Source organism: Paenibacillus sp. FSL F4-0087 (assembly GCF_038020215.1).
GTDB classification, from domain to species: Bacteria; Bacillota; Bacilli; order Paenibacillales; family Paenibacillaceae; genus Paenibacillus; species Paenibacillus taichungensis.
This window is the reverse complement of sequence record NZ_JBBODJ010000001.1, coordinates 6,854,227-6,870,708: the sequence shown is the minus strand read 5'-3', so window position 1 is coordinate 6,870,708 and position 16,482 is coordinate 6,854,227. Positions and strand designations below refer to the sequence as shown.

16 protein-coding genes are annotated in these 16,482 nt (G+C 45.0%); 11 read left to right on the top strand and 5 right to left on the bottom strand.

Annotation, left to right across the window (positions count from 1 at the left end; translation table 11 throughout):
• The first annotated feature begins 157 nt into the window (after positions 1-157).
• From MHB84_RS30880 to MHB84_RS30860, 5 genes are all read left to right on the top strand, one after another.
• Complete coding sequence (locus MHB84_RS30880) at positions 158-1,585, top strand: 4-hydroxyphenylacetate 3-hydroxylase family protein (RefSeq protein WP_076291146.1); 1,428 nt, start codon at positions 158-160, stop codon at positions 1,583-1,585.
• A gap of 221 nt (positions 1,586-1,806) precedes the next feature.
• A complete protein-coding gene (locus MHB84_RS30875) occupies positions 1,807-2,514 on the top strand; it encodes a response regulator transcription factor (RefSeq protein WP_076291046.1) in 708 nt (235 codons plus the stop codon).
• Positions 2,492-3,943 (top strand): HAMP domain-containing sensor histidine kinase, encoded by a 1,452-nt coding sequence (locus MHB84_RS30870; RefSeq protein ID WP_076291047.1) that lies wholly within the window; start codon positions 2,492-2,494, stop codon positions 3,941-3,943. Before MHB84_RS30875 ends, MHB84_RS30870 begins: the two co-directional genes overlap by 23 nt.
• A 100-nt stretch (positions 3,944-4,043) precedes the next feature.
• On the top strand, positions 4,044-5,123 hold the full coding sequence (locus tag MHB84_RS30865; protein WP_076291048.1) for an AI-2E family transporter: 1,080 nt from the start codon (positions 4,044-4,046) through the stop codon (positions 5,121-5,123).
• A 33-nt stretch (positions 5,124-5,156) separates the two neighbouring features.
• Positions 5,157-5,555, top strand: a complete 399-nt coding sequence (locus MHB84_RS30860) for an Asp23/Gls24 family envelope stress response protein (protein WP_076291049.1) — start codon at positions 5,157-5,159, stop codon at positions 5,553-5,555.
• 79 nt (positions 5,556-5,634) lie between these two features.
• Here the strand turns inward: MHB84_RS30860 and MHB84_RS30855 are convergent, their stop codons facing one another.
• On the bottom strand, positions 5,635-6,480 hold the full coding sequence (locus tag MHB84_RS30855) for an AraC family transcriptional regulator (protein WP_076291050.1): 846 nt from the start codon (positions 6,478-6,480) through the stop codon (positions 5,635-5,637).
• Positions 6,481-6,683: 203 nt separating this feature from the next.
• On the opposite strand from MHB84_RS30855, the gene MHB84_RS30850 reads away from it, so the two are divergent.
• The 3 genes from MHB84_RS30850 (at position 6,684) to MHB84_RS30840 (ending at position 10,931) form a co-directional block, all read left to right on the top strand.
• Positions 6,684-7,688: an aldo/keto reductase gene (locus MHB84_RS30850; RefSeq protein ID WP_076291051.1), complete on the top strand. Its 1,005-nt coding sequence runs from the start codon at positions 6,684-6,686 to the stop codon at positions 7,686-7,688.
• 276 nt (positions 7,689-7,964) lie between these two features.
• Entirely contained in the window at positions 7,965-9,575 is a 1,611-nt protein-coding gene (gene mbcS / locus MHB84_RS30845; protein WP_076291052.1) for an acyl-CoA synthetase MbcS, read from the top strand.
• 111 nt (positions 9,576-9,686) lie between these two features.
• Entirely contained in the window at positions 9,687-10,931 is a 1,245-nt protein-coding gene (locus MHB84_RS30840) for an aminopeptidase (protein ID WP_076291053.1), read from the top strand.
• Between the two features lie 94 nt (positions 10,932-11,025).
• On the opposite strand, the gene MHB84_RS30835 is transcribed toward MHB84_RS30840, so the two are convergent.
• Positions 11,026-11,490 (bottom strand): AraC family transcriptional regulator, encoded by a 465-nt coding sequence (locus MHB84_RS30835; protein WP_076291054.1) that lies wholly within the window; start codon positions 11,488-11,490, stop codon positions 11,026-11,028.
• A gap of 156 nt (positions 11,491-11,646) precedes the next feature.
• Here MHB84_RS30835 and MHB84_RS30830 point away from each other — a divergent pair, with 156 nt between their 5' ends.
• Positions 11,647-12,474 carry a leucine-rich repeat domain-containing protein gene (locus MHB84_RS30830; RefSeq protein WP_143764800.1) on the top strand — a complete coding sequence of 276 codons (828 nt, stop codon included), beginning with the start codon at positions 11,647-11,649 and terminating at the stop codon, positions 12,472-12,474.
• A 38-nt stretch (positions 12,475-12,512) separates the two neighbouring features.
• Here the strand turns inward: MHB84_RS30830 and MHB84_RS30825 are convergent, their stop codons facing one another.
• Positions 12,513-13,145, bottom strand: coding sequence for a nitroreductase family protein (locus MHB84_RS30825; protein WP_063563466.1), 633 nt, complete (start codon positions 13,143-13,145; stop codon positions 12,513-12,515).
• Positions 13,146-13,275: 130 nt separating this feature from the next.
• Here MHB84_RS30825 and MHB84_RS30820 point away from each other — a divergent pair, with 130 nt between their 5' ends.
• The gene (locus MHB84_RS30820) at positions 13,276-13,551 is read left to right on the top strand and encodes a hypothetical protein (RefSeq protein ID WP_076291056.1); all 276 of its coding nucleotides are present in this window, start codon (positions 13,276-13,278) and stop codon (positions 13,549-13,551) included.
• 251 nt (positions 13,552-13,802) lie between these two features.
• Here MHB84_RS30820 and MHB84_RS30815 read toward each other — a convergent pair whose 3' ends face one another.
• The gene (locus tag MHB84_RS30815) at positions 13,803-14,423 is read right to left on the bottom strand and encodes a TetR/AcrR family transcriptional regulator (RefSeq protein ID WP_256716897.1); all 621 of its coding nucleotides are present in this window, start codon (positions 14,421-14,423) and stop codon (positions 13,803-13,805) included.
• A 149-nt stretch (positions 14,424-14,572) separates the two neighbouring features.
• Here MHB84_RS30815 and MHB84_RS30810 point away from each other — a divergent pair, with 149 nt between their 5' ends.
• Positions 14,573-15,343, top strand: coding sequence for an alpha/beta fold hydrolase (locus tag MHB84_RS30810; protein WP_076291058.1), 771 nt, complete (start codon positions 14,573-14,575; stop codon positions 15,341-15,343).
• A 207-nt stretch (positions 15,344-15,550) separates the two neighbouring features.
• Here the strand turns inward: MHB84_RS30810 and MHB84_RS30805 are convergent, their stop codons facing one another.
• Positions 15,551-16,327: a M15 family metallopeptidase gene (locus MHB84_RS30805; protein ID WP_064638795.1), complete on the bottom strand. Its 777-nt coding sequence runs from the start codon at positions 16,325-16,327 to the stop codon at positions 15,551-15,553.
• Positions 16,328-16,482 lie beyond the last annotated feature (155 nt).

Below are 16,482 nucleotides of genomic sequence, written 5' to 3'. Positions count from 1 at the left end.
TGTCTGTTGACTTTTTCCTCCAAAGCAAAGTACTATTTCAATAGATACAATATGTATCATTTCGGTATAACTTAAGTCTCGAAATGATTAAAAATATTATCAACATTGAGTTTCCTAGCCTTTCTAACCGAGAAGGAGGATTACATTGAGCATAACGATGTCCCGTGGACAAGCTTATCTGCAACGGTTGAACGATGAACGGAATGTATGGCTGGATGGAGAACGTATTCGCGTAACAGAGCATTCTGCCTTCCGGGGAACTTTACAAACGATTGAAAGTCTGTTCAATCTGGTGGATGGTGCGGACACGAGAGAAACAGTGGCTTATTGGGATGAGCAGACGAAGGGATATGTACATCAGGCTTTTCGAGTACCCCGCAATGCTCAGGAGATCAGCAGCAGGGCGGCAGCCTTTCGATTGTGGTCTGATCGCACCTACGGGGTAATGAGCCGTCTCTCGGATTATGCCCGATCCCGCCTGACCGGATGGTATGCCACACGGGATGCGATGGCTGCATATGACCCGGCATATGAAGGTAAAATCGCTGCCTATTATGATGAGGCAAAACGGAAGGATGCCTTCCTGACCATTGTCCAGCGTGACCCGCAAATTAATCGTGCTCTGCCCGTAGGGGAAGATGAAGATGCGATGCTTCAAATCATTCGTACCAATACAGAGGGTGTTGTCCTCCGTGGGGCGAAGATGGTAGCGACCGCTGCTCCATATGCGGACGATATCATTGCATATCCGATTCAGCGCATTCCTGGACATCGCCCGGAACTCGCGCATATGGTTATTGTGGCAGCAGGAAGTCCAGGATTACATATGGTATGTAGAGAATCTTTTGCAACATTAGATTCAGATACTGCTCATCCGCTCAGTAGTCAGTATGATGAGATGGATGCTGTATTATTTTTTGACGATGTATTTGTACCTTGGGAGCGTGTACTGCTTCACAACAATCCGGAAGCGGTATGGCAGATTCGCTGCAACGTGGCATCCTCCAGTCTGGCTTACCATCAGAGCATTATTCGGCTGCATTCGAAGCTGGAATTCATTACAGCCATCACGTCTTCCATTGCCAAGGAGATTGGAGTGGATGCCTTCCTGAATGTACAGGAACAGCTTGGGGAGATGATCAGCCAGATGCATACGATTGAAGGACTCATCATCGCATCCGAGGCACAAGCTGCGCCGGATGTTCATGGGAACTGGCTACCATCATTCAAATATATTGAAACAGCTCGTAATCTGGGGAACCGTTATTACCCGCGCGCTGTTGAGATTTTGAAGACTATTGCTGCAGGTGGCCTTATTCAGATCCCTTCCGGGAAGCTGGAGCTCGAAGGAAGTATCAGCCCCATGATGAACAAGTACCTTGGAGGCGTAACGATGCAGGCACCAGAGAAGATTCGGTTATTCCAGCTCGCCTGGGAGCTGACAGGAAGTCCGCTGGGAGCCAGACATGATCTGTATGAACGTTTCTATGCCGGTGACCCGGTACGTAATCGGGCGAGTCAGTATGTGCAATATGATAAGGACCGATTATATGCCCGGGTTGAACCCTGGTTACGTAGCAAGTGATGAATGGTACTGAAACTTTACTTATTTTAGCTTTATATTTGAAGCTCTGGCCCTGATGCCCGGGCTTTTTATTTAGGTTATCTTTAGAAATGGTTTAGATTGATTTAAGAGACGTAGTATATAGTAGTAACGTATAGACATATGAGCAATAACAAATGAAATGTACGGATACGAATTTGAATGAAAACTGAATTTATTGAAATAGGAATGAGAGGATTCGCATGAGATACACACTATTAATTGCAGATGACGAACCCGAAATTGTGGAACTGCTTCAGCTGTACCTCGAGAAGGACTACAACATTGTGACAGCCGTTAATGGAGTAGAGGCGCTAGAGTGTATCCGTTCAACTCAGATTGATCTGGTCATACTGGATATTATGATGCCTGTGATGGATGGACTCCAGTTGATCAAACAAATCAGGTCCACACATCATATGCCTGTTCTGTTCCTGTCGGCCAAAAGCCAGGACCATGACAAAATCCTTGGACTCGGACTGGGTGCAGACGACTACATCTCCAAACCTTTCAATCCTTTGGAAATTGTCGCCAGAGTGGAAGCTTTGCTCAGAAGAGTCAATCAATTTGATGCACCTGACGTGGCTGCTGCTAAGGAGTTAAATCTTGAGCTGGGTGAGCTCAGGCTTGATCGATCCCAATGTATCCTTTTTCGCTCGGATAAACCTGTGACATTGACCTCAACAGAGTACAAAATTGTGGAGCTTCTGCTTGAGCAGCCAGGCCGTGTCTTCACCCGTAAAAAAATATACGAAGCCGTCTGGGGAGATTATTATGCTCACGAGGACAGCACGATAATGGTACATATCAGTAACATTCGGGAAAAGATCGAGCGCGACTCCAGGCAACCGGAATATTTAAAAACGATAAGGGGACTGGGATACAAAATTGAAGCGCCCATGGAAAGCTAGAGAAAAGAGACTATTGCAAACGTCCCTGACACTGGACTTTTTGCTGTTTAACTTCTTTTTGTTGTTACTGGTAGCCATCGTGTACATTATCATTAATCTGGATGTGGTCGATTTCCGCATTTCGGATCAGGTGGTGGATCCTGATCTGAATGTGGAGGCACATGTGTATGTGACAGAACTGGAGAACGAGTGGCTGTCCGGAAGTTCCGATGAGGCCAATAATACCGAGATTCAGCGTCTCAAGGACAGTGGGGGATGGATTGAAGTGCTGGATGCGGAGCGGAAGGTCATTCGTTATATCGGGGACAAGCAGGATACGTTCACTCAATACAGTGAAGCTGAGCTATATGCAGGACTCGAAAACCGAAATGAGCAGCCTTACTATTACTCCATTAGTCCGCTTTCAACAGAGGGAGCTGCAAAGTACGTTTTGCTGAAGATTCCTCGTGACTTGGTCAGTGTACGAATTAATGATAATCAGCTGATTACCAATTTGAAGCATCCGTTATCGTTCTACATTATGATCGGGATCGGATTGGTCTTGCTGCTGATATTTGTATACAGCTACTGGGTCGCCCGTCGAATCAAAAAGCCGCTGAGTATTCTCTCTCTAGGTCTTACCCAGATGATCCAGGGAAATTATAGTACACGCATGTCCATCTCGGCAGAGAGGGAATTTGTCCAGATTGGAGAAACCTTCAATTATATGGCGGACGTCATTGAGAATACATCTGCGGAGAAACGTTATGCCGAAGAAAGCAAACAGCGATTAATTGTGGATTTGTCGCATGATCTCAAGACCCCGATCACGAGTATTCAAGGATACGCCCAGGCTTTGGTGGAAGGGCGAGGGGAAGATAAGGACAGGCAGCAGCGATATCTGGGATATATCTACAACAAGTCCGTTCAGGTCGCGCGTATGATTCAGAACATGCTGGAATTGCTCAAAGTGGATTCACCTGACTTCCGTATGCATATTCAACAGCGGGAAATCGGCGAATTTGTACGTGAGATTATGGCTGATACGTATGGTGAGATTGAGCAGAATCATTTTGGCCTGCATGTGCTCGTTCCTGATGAAGAGATCTATGCAAGGTATGATCCGGAGCTGTTGTCCAGAGTGATTCAGAACCTGATTACAAATGCCTTGTCCTACAACCCGCGGGGGACGGAGCTGCGTGTGGAGTTAATCCCACTGGACAACCATGTAGTTATCGAGGTTGCTGATACCGGTGTGGGTATCCCTCAAGAGTTATGGGCAACCATCTTTGATCCATTTGTGCGCGGGGATGAGGCTCGTACGGGAACCGGGGGTACGGGGCTTGGACTGGCAATTGCGCGGCGGAACACCGAGAAAATGGGTGGACGATTAACACTTTCCCGTCGTGGACGGGAGACGACGGTGTTCACTATACAGATTCCGAAATAAAGGACCGACATAAAGGGTAAGGTTGATATAAACATTTTGTCATTCTGATCACCATTTGCAAAATGCTCATATAGAAAAGGTTAAGTGGAGGGGAAACTTTTTGTTCAAAGTAAATTCGTTTGTACGTTTCAGTATTGCACTGGCACTGATACTGATTAATATCTATCTGTTATCACGTGTCAGCTTTATTTTCCAACCGCTTGTTACCATGCTTACGGTAATTACCGTGCCGATGATGCTGTCCGTATTCTTTTATTATCTGCTGCGGCCGCTCGTCAATTACATGGAAAAAAAGAAGCTGAATCGCACACTTAGCATTTTGCTGATCTATCTGGTGTTTGGTATACTGTTCGCCCTGTTTATTATAGGACTATGGCCTTCCCTACGCGAGCAGTTGATCAACCTGGTAGAAAACGCACCAAATTTAATCAATTCACTGAGTTTGCAGCTTAAAGAGCTGGAGCAGAACGGTGTCATTACGGCTATGTTCCCGGAAGGATCGACCCCGTTTTCGCAGATCACGGATTACATTAACAAAGGCTTTACCTTTGTAACAAACTATGTGAGTGGATTCTTCTCACTCATCTCAAGCTTTGCGATTGTTCTGTTCACTTTCCCGATCATATTGTTCTACATGTTGAAGCAGGGCGAGAAATTTGGTCGTAAGCTGGTGCACATTGCACCAAAACGCTTCCAAAAAGACAGTCGTGACGTGGTACTTGAGATCGATCAGGCGTTAAGCGGCTTTATCGTGGGACGAGTTCTCGTGAATCTGGCTTTGGGCGTGCTGATGTATATTGGTTTCCTGATCATTGGTCTCCCGTATGCACTGCTGTTAACCGTAATTGCGGTCATTATGAACTTTGTTCCGTTTATCGGGGCGATTCTGTCCTCCGTTCCTATTGTCATTATGGGACTGGTTGTATCCCCTTCGGTTGCAATCTGGTCACTCATTATTATTCTGGTAGCACAGCAAATTCAGGATAATCTGGTTGCACCGTATGTATTCGGCAAAAAACTCGATATTCACCCGCTTACCACCATTATATTGGTGCTGGGTGCAGGGGACCTGGGCGGCATTATTGCCATTCTGATTATCATCCCTGTCTACATGATCGTTAAAATTATTTTGGTTCGAATCTATCAGCTATTCTTCAAGGACAAATGGCAGAATGCTTAAACATTTATAAATGATATAGAAGGAGTGGAAATCATGTCTGAAATCATCCCACAACCATACACTGAACCTGAGTATATTGAGCCACAATCTGTTCAAATGGGCGCCATTCATATTTCCAATGATGTAGTATCCAAAATTGTCGGCATGGCCGCTCAAACTACAGAGGGAATATCCTCCATGTCTGTTGGTCTTACCGAAGGAATCGCCAAGAGTATCAGCGGAAAGAGCTTGCAAAAAGGAATTGACGTTGCAATCAAAGATGATCAGGCATCTATCCAACTGCGAATCAATGTTCAATTTGGCAGAAAGATGCATGAAGTCTGTCAGGAACTTCAACATAATGTGCAGCAAGCTGTCGAGCAATTAACAGGCATTATGGTCAATGAAATTAAAGTTCAAGTGGTAGGCGTGACCATGCAGGAGCAGGTTTAAAGCAGAAACGAACGAATGGAATTCAGTCATAAGCAGGTAGTGATATCCTGTGTAAAAATACAAAAACAGCACTTTCCCATTAGCTGCATAAATGGGAAGGTGCTGTTTTGTGTTTGCGATAATACGTAGGGGCTTCGCCCATAACTTTTTTGAACATTTTCGAGAAAAGCAGCTGGTCGGCATATCCAACGGAACGGGAAATATCCCCAATGGTCAAAGCCGGGTCCAGCGTCAGCTCAGCCGCCCTGCGCATGCGGTAATTGACCAAATAAGACTGAATGCTGGTGCCCATCTTGTCTTTGAAGAGAGAGCATAAGTAACTGCGCTGCAAGCCAACATGAGACGCAATGGACTGTACGGTTATGGTATTGGCATAATTAATCTCAATGAAATCCATCACCTGAGTGACATAGGTTTCTTTCGTATAGTCCTGGAGTGGAATAGGTCTGTCCTCACCGGCTCGATCAATCAAAATGGAGAAAAACTGAAAGAGTAATCCCGTCATGCTGATTTCCCACCCCTTATGGGTGTTGCGAGAGCTAATCATGCGGTGCAGGCAGGAGCGCATCTCGTCATCTTCATTGCCCATCTCAAAGATCGGATGGTGCTCAGACAGGCAAGCCTGCTGTAATAACGAAGGGCAGGTGCTTCCTTGGAAAGCAACCCAGCTATACTCCCACGGATCATCCTGATCTGCTTCATAATGAACGACAGAATGGGGCACGATGAGGAACCCCTGTCCTTTGTGCAGCGTAACCTTTTTGCCTCCGACTTCGAAGGTGCCTTTGCCGTCCAAAATATAATGGATTTTGTAATAATCACGCATAGCCGGGCCGAAGTAGTGACCGGGTGCGCAAGCTTCTGTGCCGTAATGAAGGAGCTGCAGCTCCTGAAAGTGATTGTTTTTGCACATATACGTAATCAAGGGTATTCACTCCTGTTATGAGGTCGTTATACCTTGCATTTTAACATATAAAAGGTGAAAAGGAATCGTTTTATAAATATCATTTGATGAAGATACCAATCATTTTTCCATATCGTTGTAGTGAAATGCCATATCGTTTTACATGGAAAGTGTCTAAGATGAAAGGGTATTCAATAACTTTTACAGGAAAAGAGAGATTAACCATGCCCTATACTGCGAGTGAACAACGATACAGTGAAATGAAATATGCCCGCTCTGGCAAAACCGGAATCAAACTGCCGCAAATAGCACTAGGCTTATGGCAAAACTTCGGTGGAAACCGCACCCTGGATATTCAGGAAGAGATGATTCTGCGCGCATTCGATCTGGGGATTAACCATTTCGACTTGGCCAACAACTATGGACCACCTCCAGGATCAGCCGAAGAGAATTTTGGTGTCATTCTCAAAAAACATCTGCGTCCTTACCGCGACGAACTGCTCATCTCCACCAAGGCAGGTTATCATATGTGGAACGGTCCATACGGCGAATGGGGTTCCCGCAAAAACCTCATTGCCAGTCTGGACCAAAGTCTGAGCCGGATGGGACTGGATTACGTAGATATTTTCTATCATCACCGTCCAGATCCGGAAACACCGCTCGAAGAAACGATGACTGCGCTGGATCATATCGTTAGACAGGGTAAAGCTCTGTATGTAGGCTTGTCCAACTATGATGCTGAACAGACCAAAGAAGCAGTTACTATTTTGCGTCGTCTCGGAACACCTTGTCTGGTTCACCAGCCAAATTATTCAATGTTGAATCGCTGGATTGAGGATGGATTGCAGGATGTGCTGGATGAGCACGGCGTAGGATCGATTGCATTCTGTCCGCTTGGCCGCGGTCAGTTGACGAATAAGTATGTGGACAAGATCAAGGAAGAGCGCGTTAATCCAACAGGCAATCTGAGAAAAGAAGCTTATACGGACGAACGGATCGCCAAGTTCGAAGCACTTCAGGCGGTTGCCGAACGTAGAGGTCAAACGATCTCCCAGTTGGCGCTGAACTGGATTTTGCGTAGCAACCGAGTTACTTCTGCTCTGATCGGCGCAAGCCGTGTGTCCCAGATCGAAGAAAACGTAGCCGCACTTCAGGCACCAGACCTGACGACGGAAGAGCTGAGTGAAGTCGAAAGCATCTTGGATGGCATCGGGAACTACGCTTGGTAAGATTGAACGCAGAGAAACGACTCTGGAAATTCAAAGTCATGTCTACAATGATTAAATCAATCTATATTTTATAGATATGTTGGGATAACTAAGGTGTCTTCCTGTGGTCGGGAGGACACCTTTTTTTGTCTTACTTATCTTCTTTATATGTAGAGATAAACCTTTTGGAACTTCGTCTTAATTGACCTGCGTTTATTTTTTTCTTAAACTATTTTATATCATAGCACCAGGTCCTAGGATTTAGGGTATAATATATGGATGCTATACATTTGAAATATGAAGGAGAGGCTCCATTTGAATTTTCAACAGTGGATTTCGCCTGAAACCTATAACCTGACATCCGAGATGGAGAATCACCCGTCGGATCGGGTTGCACTTAGATGGCTAAGCGATCATAAAGAATTGGAAGAGATCACTTATGGTGAGTTATTGAAGCAGGCAAATCGTCTTGCTGGAGGCTTGCGTGATCTTGGTTTGGAGAAGGGCGACCGGGTGCTGGTCATGGTACCACGCCGAATTATTGCCTATGTTATATACATTGCCTGTCTGAAACTGGGCATTGCTGTTATTCCTTCTTCCGAAATGCTGCGTGCGAAAGATCTGGAGTATCGTCTTCGGCATTCCGATGCCCGGGCTGTCATTGTCTGGTCCGAGACGACTGCTGAAGTTGAAAAGATAAATGCAGATCTGCCAGCATTGGCACACCGCATCGTTGCATCACCAAATGGTGATAATAGCGTACCTGGAGAAGGCTGGGTCAATGTACACCAGTTAATGCAAGGGCAATCGGATACGATGGCTGCGGTGGAAACACATCGTGACGATATGGCTATTCTCGCTTATACCTCCGGTACGACTGGCAATCCAAAAGGCGTAGTACATAGTCATGGTTGGGGTTACGCTCATTTGCGGATCGCTTCATCGTTATGGCTGGATATTCAGCCTTCGGATACGGTATGGGCAACGGCAGCACCGGGATGGCAAAAATGGATCTGGAGTCCGTTCCTGTCTGTACTCGGAAGAGGGGCGACCGGACTAGTTTATAATGGATCATTCCAACCGAAACGTTATCTGGAATTGTTGCAGGAGCATCAGATCAACGTCTTGTGCTGTACGCCGACGGAATATCGGTTAATGGCCAAAGCAGACGATCTGGGTCACCATGATCTGTCCGCACTGCGTAGCGCCGTGTCTGCTGGTGAGCCGTTGAATCAGGAAGTAATTGAAATTTTCCAGCGTCACTTTGACCTGACGATTCGGGACGGATATGGACAAACCGAGAGCACGCTGCTGATCGGCAGTTTAAAAGAGGCTCCCGTACGAATCGGTTCTATGGGGCAGTCCATTACACCAGGTCTTATTGAGATCGTCAATGAAGAGGGACAACCTGTACCTGCCGGTGAAGTAGGCGATATTGCCGTGCATAAGGACATGCCAGCCTTGTTCCGTGCCTATTATCAGGATGAGGGACGGAAGGAAGCGAATCAGCGTGGGGATTATTTTGTAACAGGTGACCGCGCACGTAAAGACGAAGAAGGATACTTCTGGTTTGAAGGTCGCAGTGACGATATCATCATCAGCTCAGGTTACACGATTGGACCGTTTGAGGTGGAAGAAGCGCTGATGAAACACGCCAGCGTGAAGGAATGTGCGGTCGTAGCAAGTCCTGATGAGATCCGTGGTAACGTAGTGAAAGCATTTGTAGTGCTGAGAGACGAGTCTCTCGCATCACCAGAACTGGCGCGTGAACTGCAAAACCATGTGAAGGAATGGACAGCACCCTACAAATATCCACGCAAAATCGAGTTTGTAGCCGATCTGCCAAAAACAAACTCCGGTAAAATCCGCCGGATCGAGCTGCGTGAGCAAGAAAAACGCAAGGCTTAAATGAAAAACAGTGCTCGAAAGAACGATCCTTCACTGTAACGGCCACTGGGCAGATCTCAAATCATTGTGCAACAATACTCGTTTAAATATGAAATAGGAGTGAACACAACCATGAGTAATTTTGAACAAACCTTCGAAAAATCGTTGGAACAATACGCAGAGCTGGTTGTCAAAGTCGGCGTAAATATTCAGAAAGGCCAGAATCTGCTCGTAACGGCACCCATCGAAACATTGGAATTCACCCGTCTGATCGTGCAAAAAGCGTATGCGGCTGGCGCCAAGTATGTACAGGTTGATTTTGATGATGACGATATTACACGCAGTCGTTTTGAACATGGCTCTGATGACAGCTTCGATTATTACCCGGCCTGGAAGGCGGAAATGATGGAGAAGTTTGCAGAAGCAGGCGGCGCTACGCTCACGATCAAAGTACCTGACCCTGAATTGTACAAAGGCATCAATTCCGACAACGTGTCGCGTGCAACCAAAGCGGCGGCTCATGCACGTCGCGGATATTCGAAATATACGCGTAACCACGAAATTAGCTGGTGTCTGATCAAAGCGCCAACCAAGGCGTGGGCGAACAAAGTGTTTGCCGACATTCCAGAGGAAGATCGCATTAACGTCATGTGGGAAACCATCTTCAAAATGAACCGTGTCGATGGCGGAGACGCTATCCAGAACTGGAAAAAACATCTGGACACCCTGAATGCCATGAGTGATTTGCTGAACAAGAAAAATTATAAAAGCCTGCACTACCGTGCACCCGGAACGGATTTGAAAATCGAACTGGTGAACAACCATATTTGGGGTGGCGGCGGTAGCGAAAACAAGCAAGGTGTGTATACCGTTGCGAACATGCCGACAGAAGAAGTATTTACAATGCCGAAGCGCAGTGGAGTCAACGGATTTGTCAGCAGCACGATGCCGCTGAATCTGAATGGACAACTTGTAGATCAGATGAGAATTACGTTTAAGGATGGACAGGTTGTTGCGTTTACAGCAGCTTCGGGTGAAGAGCATCTGAAAAACCTGTTTGCCACCGATGAAGGTGCACGTTATCTTGGCGAAGTGGCTTTGGTGCCGCATGATTCCCCAATTTCCAACTTGAATCGTATTTTCTATAATACCGGTATTGATGAGAATGCATCCTGCCATCTGGCTGTCGGCAGTGCATACCCGTTCAACATGAAAGATGGTACAACGATGTCTAATGAGGAATTGCTGAAACATGAATGTAACGTGAGTCTGACCCATGTGGACTTTATGATCGGCTCCGCAGAGCTCGACATTGATGGTGAGTTGCAGGATGGTACGGTGGAACCTGTATTCCGCAAAGGGAACTGGGCATTTTAATTGGTGAAAACAAGGCAATAAGTTAGAAACAAAGGCGACTTCAACATTGAAGTCGCCTTCGTTCTTTTTGGCATCCTCAACAACTATGAATAATTTATAGCGGCTTAACGGGTACACATATTTCGCAAAAATCCAGAAGAAGCAGATCACCGGCATACCTTTCCAAGATGGGTTTGTTGTCCATGGTACAACCATTGCTCTGCAAATACGGGAAAATCTCGGTCCAGGCTTGCTGCACATCTTCTGCTGTGTGTTTGACTTTGCAAACCAGATATTGCCCACCAGGAAGTTCAGCTTCTTCAAGTTGGGGAGTCGACTCATCCAGGCAGTAATCCTCTGATATGACAATACATGCATCATACCTGCATTGAGAGGGGAGGGTGGTTTCTGGGTTATCCTGCGGAATGCCGAACAAGATGGTCGAGCTTGTAAGCAGGCCTTGGGATCTTGCCCAGTTCTTTAATGTTTCCATCGCGTGACTGTTAGCAGGACCATACGGACCGACTTGTCGTACATAAGCAATTCGGGATGTTGTCAGGTTTTCGATGTGGAATTCCATTGGTGTTCATTCCTTTCGTTACGATTATGGGTTACATCTCGAATGCTATCATGGTATAAAAAAATATTCATATGTATTTTTGGGGAAAGAGAGATCGTGGGTCTTTAAGTCTATTTTCAGTGGTAATGGGATTGCAGCTTTAACCGACTTCGAGCTTTGGATGTAAGTAACAACCCCAAGCTTGTGAAGCTGGAGTGCCATTGGAATATGCTGTCGAGATTGAACCTGGATCATAATCCTTCTTTGAAGGAACTTAGCTGTAGCTATAACGCATTTTTTACGCTCGAACTGCATCACAATAAGCTGCTGGAACGGCTCGAGTGCTCCAACAATTACATATTACATCTGGATGTCTCAAGCTGCATGAACTTGCTGGAAATCCGGTGCAATCATAATCATCTAACCGAACTGGATACGTGTAACAATCCGAAATTGGAAAGTGTACGATGTTTTAATAACCACATCTCGAAGTTGGACTTTAGTCAGAACGAGCGGCTTCAAGAGCTTTATTGTTCAGAAAATAAACTAACCGAACTTGATTCTGAACTCCACTCCAAATTGCTTAGAATCCAGTTTGGGAACAATCTGATCATTGAACCGGACATTAGCATTTCGGGGGTAGGAATCTTTCAATATGATGTTTCGATGTCATGCTATACAGCTACCTTGACGTACAAGGGACAAAATTTGGTCGTTACTACCGATGCTTCAACGAAAGCAGCTATGGACCAGTTGTCTCCAGTGATCGAGGAGGCCTGGAAACAGTTCGACGAATTATGTGAACAAACGCTTCAGGTTATAGGGAAGGCCCATCCGGGCGAGGATGTAAATGGATTGATACTGGCTGACGTAGTATTTGAGGAAGGTGGCTGCTTCAGAATAGGTTATGATGCGGGTGATACACCTGCTGGAAGGCTCTATCTGTATGCTTCGTTTAACGAAAAAATGGATATTTCTGATGCGCTTTTCTATGAAACGTATTAAAGCCACGAGAACGTGGCTTTTTTTTTTATAACTTTTAGTTATTCGGCATGCATTTTGTTGAAGCTGACATATTCGTTAATCGGTTTGCGGTATCCGCGCGGACGTTGTTTGGCTTCCGACTTTTTGCCGATTGTAATTAGCATGGCAGGTACATAATGGTCGGGAATATCCAGACTGCGTTGCAACTCTTCCGCGTCGAAGCCAATCATGGGGCAGGTGTCCCAACCACGATCCTGAGCGATAAGCATCAATTGCATCGCTGACAGGCTAGCATTACGAATTGCATCTTCTCTCTGGAAGAACCTTCCCCGCGTTTCGTAAAATTCGATGACACTCTGTGATTCTTGCTCGTATTGAAACGGAGTCATCGCACCAAGGTTCAGCAGGCCCTCATTGATTGTGCGAATGTGATGGTGTGCGTTGACATCGCCGAGGACAACAATGACCGCAGAGGCCGTTTTTACTTTATATTGCTGGGAAGCTTCATAGACTTTTTCTTTCTGAGCTGGGTCCGTCAGCACAAGATAGTGCGTATGCTGGAGGTTAAAGGCGGAAGGTGCGAATTTGTTCAAAGCAAACATCTCTTGCAATTCTGACTCTGGAATCTCAATTCCTTCTTCAAAAATAACGGCCGATCTACGGTTTTTGACCAGATTCTCCAATTCACTCATGGTTGTTTCCCTCGCTTATGTATGGTTTATAAACTGACTATAACACACTAAGTTACTTTATGTAAGTATTATTTTTGAATAAGACAAGATCTGCCTGCCATACGATAAAATAAAACAGAAGAGGTGATTCATGAAAACATTCTTCACTAGGTACAGAGCTGGAAAGTCGCGAAATGAATTTCAGGTATACGTCATCGAATCCTCCACGCTGAAACGTTTTTTGGTGGTGGAGATGGTCCTGGGAACCATCGCGTATAATGTTGCACTTTTTTGGTTTCATAATGCACTTCTTGCTGGCGTTGGTTCCTGGGCTGGGACGGAGAGTGTGAAGAGGCTGCCAGTCGTTTTCAGAAAAATAACAGGTCGGCAGGAAGGTTCAGGGAGCATGAGCATGTTCTTTACTTAAGGAATAGACGGCTTATGGTTCCTTGGCTCTCTTTTTCAATTGCAAGGGACACCGGACACGTTATTTCCTAAAATGCTCCAAAACGTTACATATGGCCTAAACCCCGTTATAACGTGTCTGGGGTTTCTTAGCATTTTGCAGGCGCTTCTTCAACCTCTCCTACACGTCTCATCTTTTTTACACTCCATGTCTTCTGCTCCAACCCGAACGAGGAGAGAGGAACGCCATTTTTATATAAGTCTGGCGGCTAATCATCTCACCATTGTACCTCGCAAAAAAATTTCGACAATCTCCTTACCTATATTTAAATTGGAATCATATTCTCTTAATGTATCTACCTTATTGCCGATGACCATCATTGTTGAGAAAGTTTGCGCGAGAAGCATGGAATTGTTGCTTCGAAGCAGGTTATTATCCATCGCATCTTTAAAATAATCAGCCAGCTCTACGTAAATTTTATTTTCCGCTGCTCTGATTTCCTCGATCTGTTTCTCACTCAAATATCTCTCCGCATCTTTGAGCAGAGTCTCAATCTCCGCATGAGGATTAGCTAACCTTGCTTCTGCCACATGTAGCAGTCCTGTTTCCAGATTGTCTGCTTCTCTTAATAATCGTGACGTAGCTTGGTGCACATGTTTAAACATGGTCGTAACCGCGATCTTAAAAAGTTCCGGTTTACTGGTGAAGTGATAATAAATGGATGGTTTAGACACATTGCAAGCTTTAGCGATTTGTTGGAGTGAAACAGGTTCGTACCCATGCTCCATAAAGAGTTTGGCGGCCGTTTGAAGAATTATTTCTTGTACGGGTAAATCATCTTCTGCTTGTTTCGGTCTTCCTGGTGAGCGTTGTGAATCTGTATTCATTTTCATCATTACCTCCGTGAATATTTTATGACAACTTATCCATTGAATAAGATTAGACTTGTAATTTTACTTACCGGTAAATATAATTTACTAGAACTGAAGCAGCAAATCAATGATAACCTAATCCAAAATAATGATTGAAAGAGGTTTTAACTTTGGCAAAAACAGAGAAAAAAAACAAATGGACTAAAATATTGATATGGGGAGTTTCCCTCATCATAATTGTAATCATTGGCTTATTGGTATACCTCAATTCGATAACCTACAGTCCTTCCAATCAAGCGGAACTCGCTTTTCAGAACGATAATCAGGTCAAAGTAACAGAGGTCAAAGACGGTTATAAATTTGAGCCACAAACCGGGAAAGTAATCGAACCGAATATTATTTTTTATCCTGGAGGTTTAGTAGAACCGGAAAGCTACTCACCATTTGCTAGAGAACTGGCTCAACGGGGGCATCGCGTATATATTGCGGAAATGCCACTGAATCTAGCCATTTTCGGTCAAAATAAAGCGGACTCCTTTCTTGAAGAACACCCAGACGAATCATTTGTTATTGGGGGACACTCTTTAGGAGGTTCATTCGCAGCGAGATATGCTTCAGAACACAGTGAGAAGCTTGAGGGTGTATTTTTCTTGGCATCTTATGCGGATGAGGGCGGATCAATAAAAGACACTGATTTATCTGTTTTGCAAATTACAGGTACAGCAGATGGAGTTCTCAATAAAGAAGCTTGGGAAAGTGCCAAAACCAATCTACCTGCTGACACTTTGTATGTCAGTGTAGAAGGAGGAAATCATGGGCAATTTGGCTCTTATGGGAAGCAAAAAGGGGACAATGATCCAGCGATTGAGGAAGAGCAGCAATTAAAACAGGTTGTTGATGCTGTAGAGGAATGGAGCACAGAACTGAATAGTAAACCTTAGTCTGCTATGAATCTAACTTTACCTTTACATCAATGTGGTTGAACTGATCCATATCTATTCGATTTGGAGAATGATTAAAATGTGGTAGATATACAACAACAGGACGGGGCCCGAAATCGGGCCCCGTCCTGTTAGTTATCTGTCATTTACATACGATAGTTATATGAGAGTGGAATGAATACCTTTTGTCATCAGATTTCTACTGGTTTATTTGGCGCGCTCCAGGTACTGTTCAAGTGTAAGGTTCTGACTCGTAATTTCCCCCGCAATATACACGCCAACATAACGCACATGCCATGGCTCATAAGAGTAACCTGTCAGTTTCTCCTGATCTTTGCCATAACGAATGATAAATCCGTATTTATGTGCATTGGCTTTCAGCCATTTGCCTTCCTTGGTGTTTCCAAAGCTTTGTTGCAAATCATATCCCGCTGATGCACTGGAGATATCCATCGCAAGACCCGTCTGATGTTCACTTTGTCCAGGACGAGCACTGGTTTTATTCGCAACGGCTTCGCCTTTGATACTTGCATTACGGTCAAAAATGGATTTTTGGGTAGCATAAGAGCGATAACCGGACACGGCTTTGATATCAATGCCGTCTTTTTTTGCTGCTGCGAATAAGTTCTCAATTGCGGTAGCGGCTACTTTACGCATTTGCTTTTTCGGACTGGAGCCGGAGAAGCTAAATGGGATGTTAGGAACAACCAGATCCTGAGGGGCATAGGTTGAAGGCAAGTTTCTCTTTTTATTCACTAGCACAACTGTACTTGATAGATTCGTTACCGTTGCCAAGCCACTGCTACTCGTTTTAATTGTGCGTCCAGGTGCATTATCGTGCAGGAATTGAGTGAAGCTGGAGCTGGCAGCAGATGCGACCGGATTCAGTTCCTTAGTGAAGGGCAGCGTTGTGAATGCTGAGCCTGCTACGACAGAACCTATAAGTATCGTGGATACGATGGATTTACGTGTAAAAGATTTCATGATGTGTGTTCCTCCTCGGGTTATATCAATCTCGTGCTTTGCTATATACCGAGTATACTAGAGGATTATATCCATAGGTTCTCCAATTGTTTCCGAGTTGTAAACAAAGTTTGCGAGATTCATAGCTTTTAGTTGTCTGACGAGAAAAAGAGCAC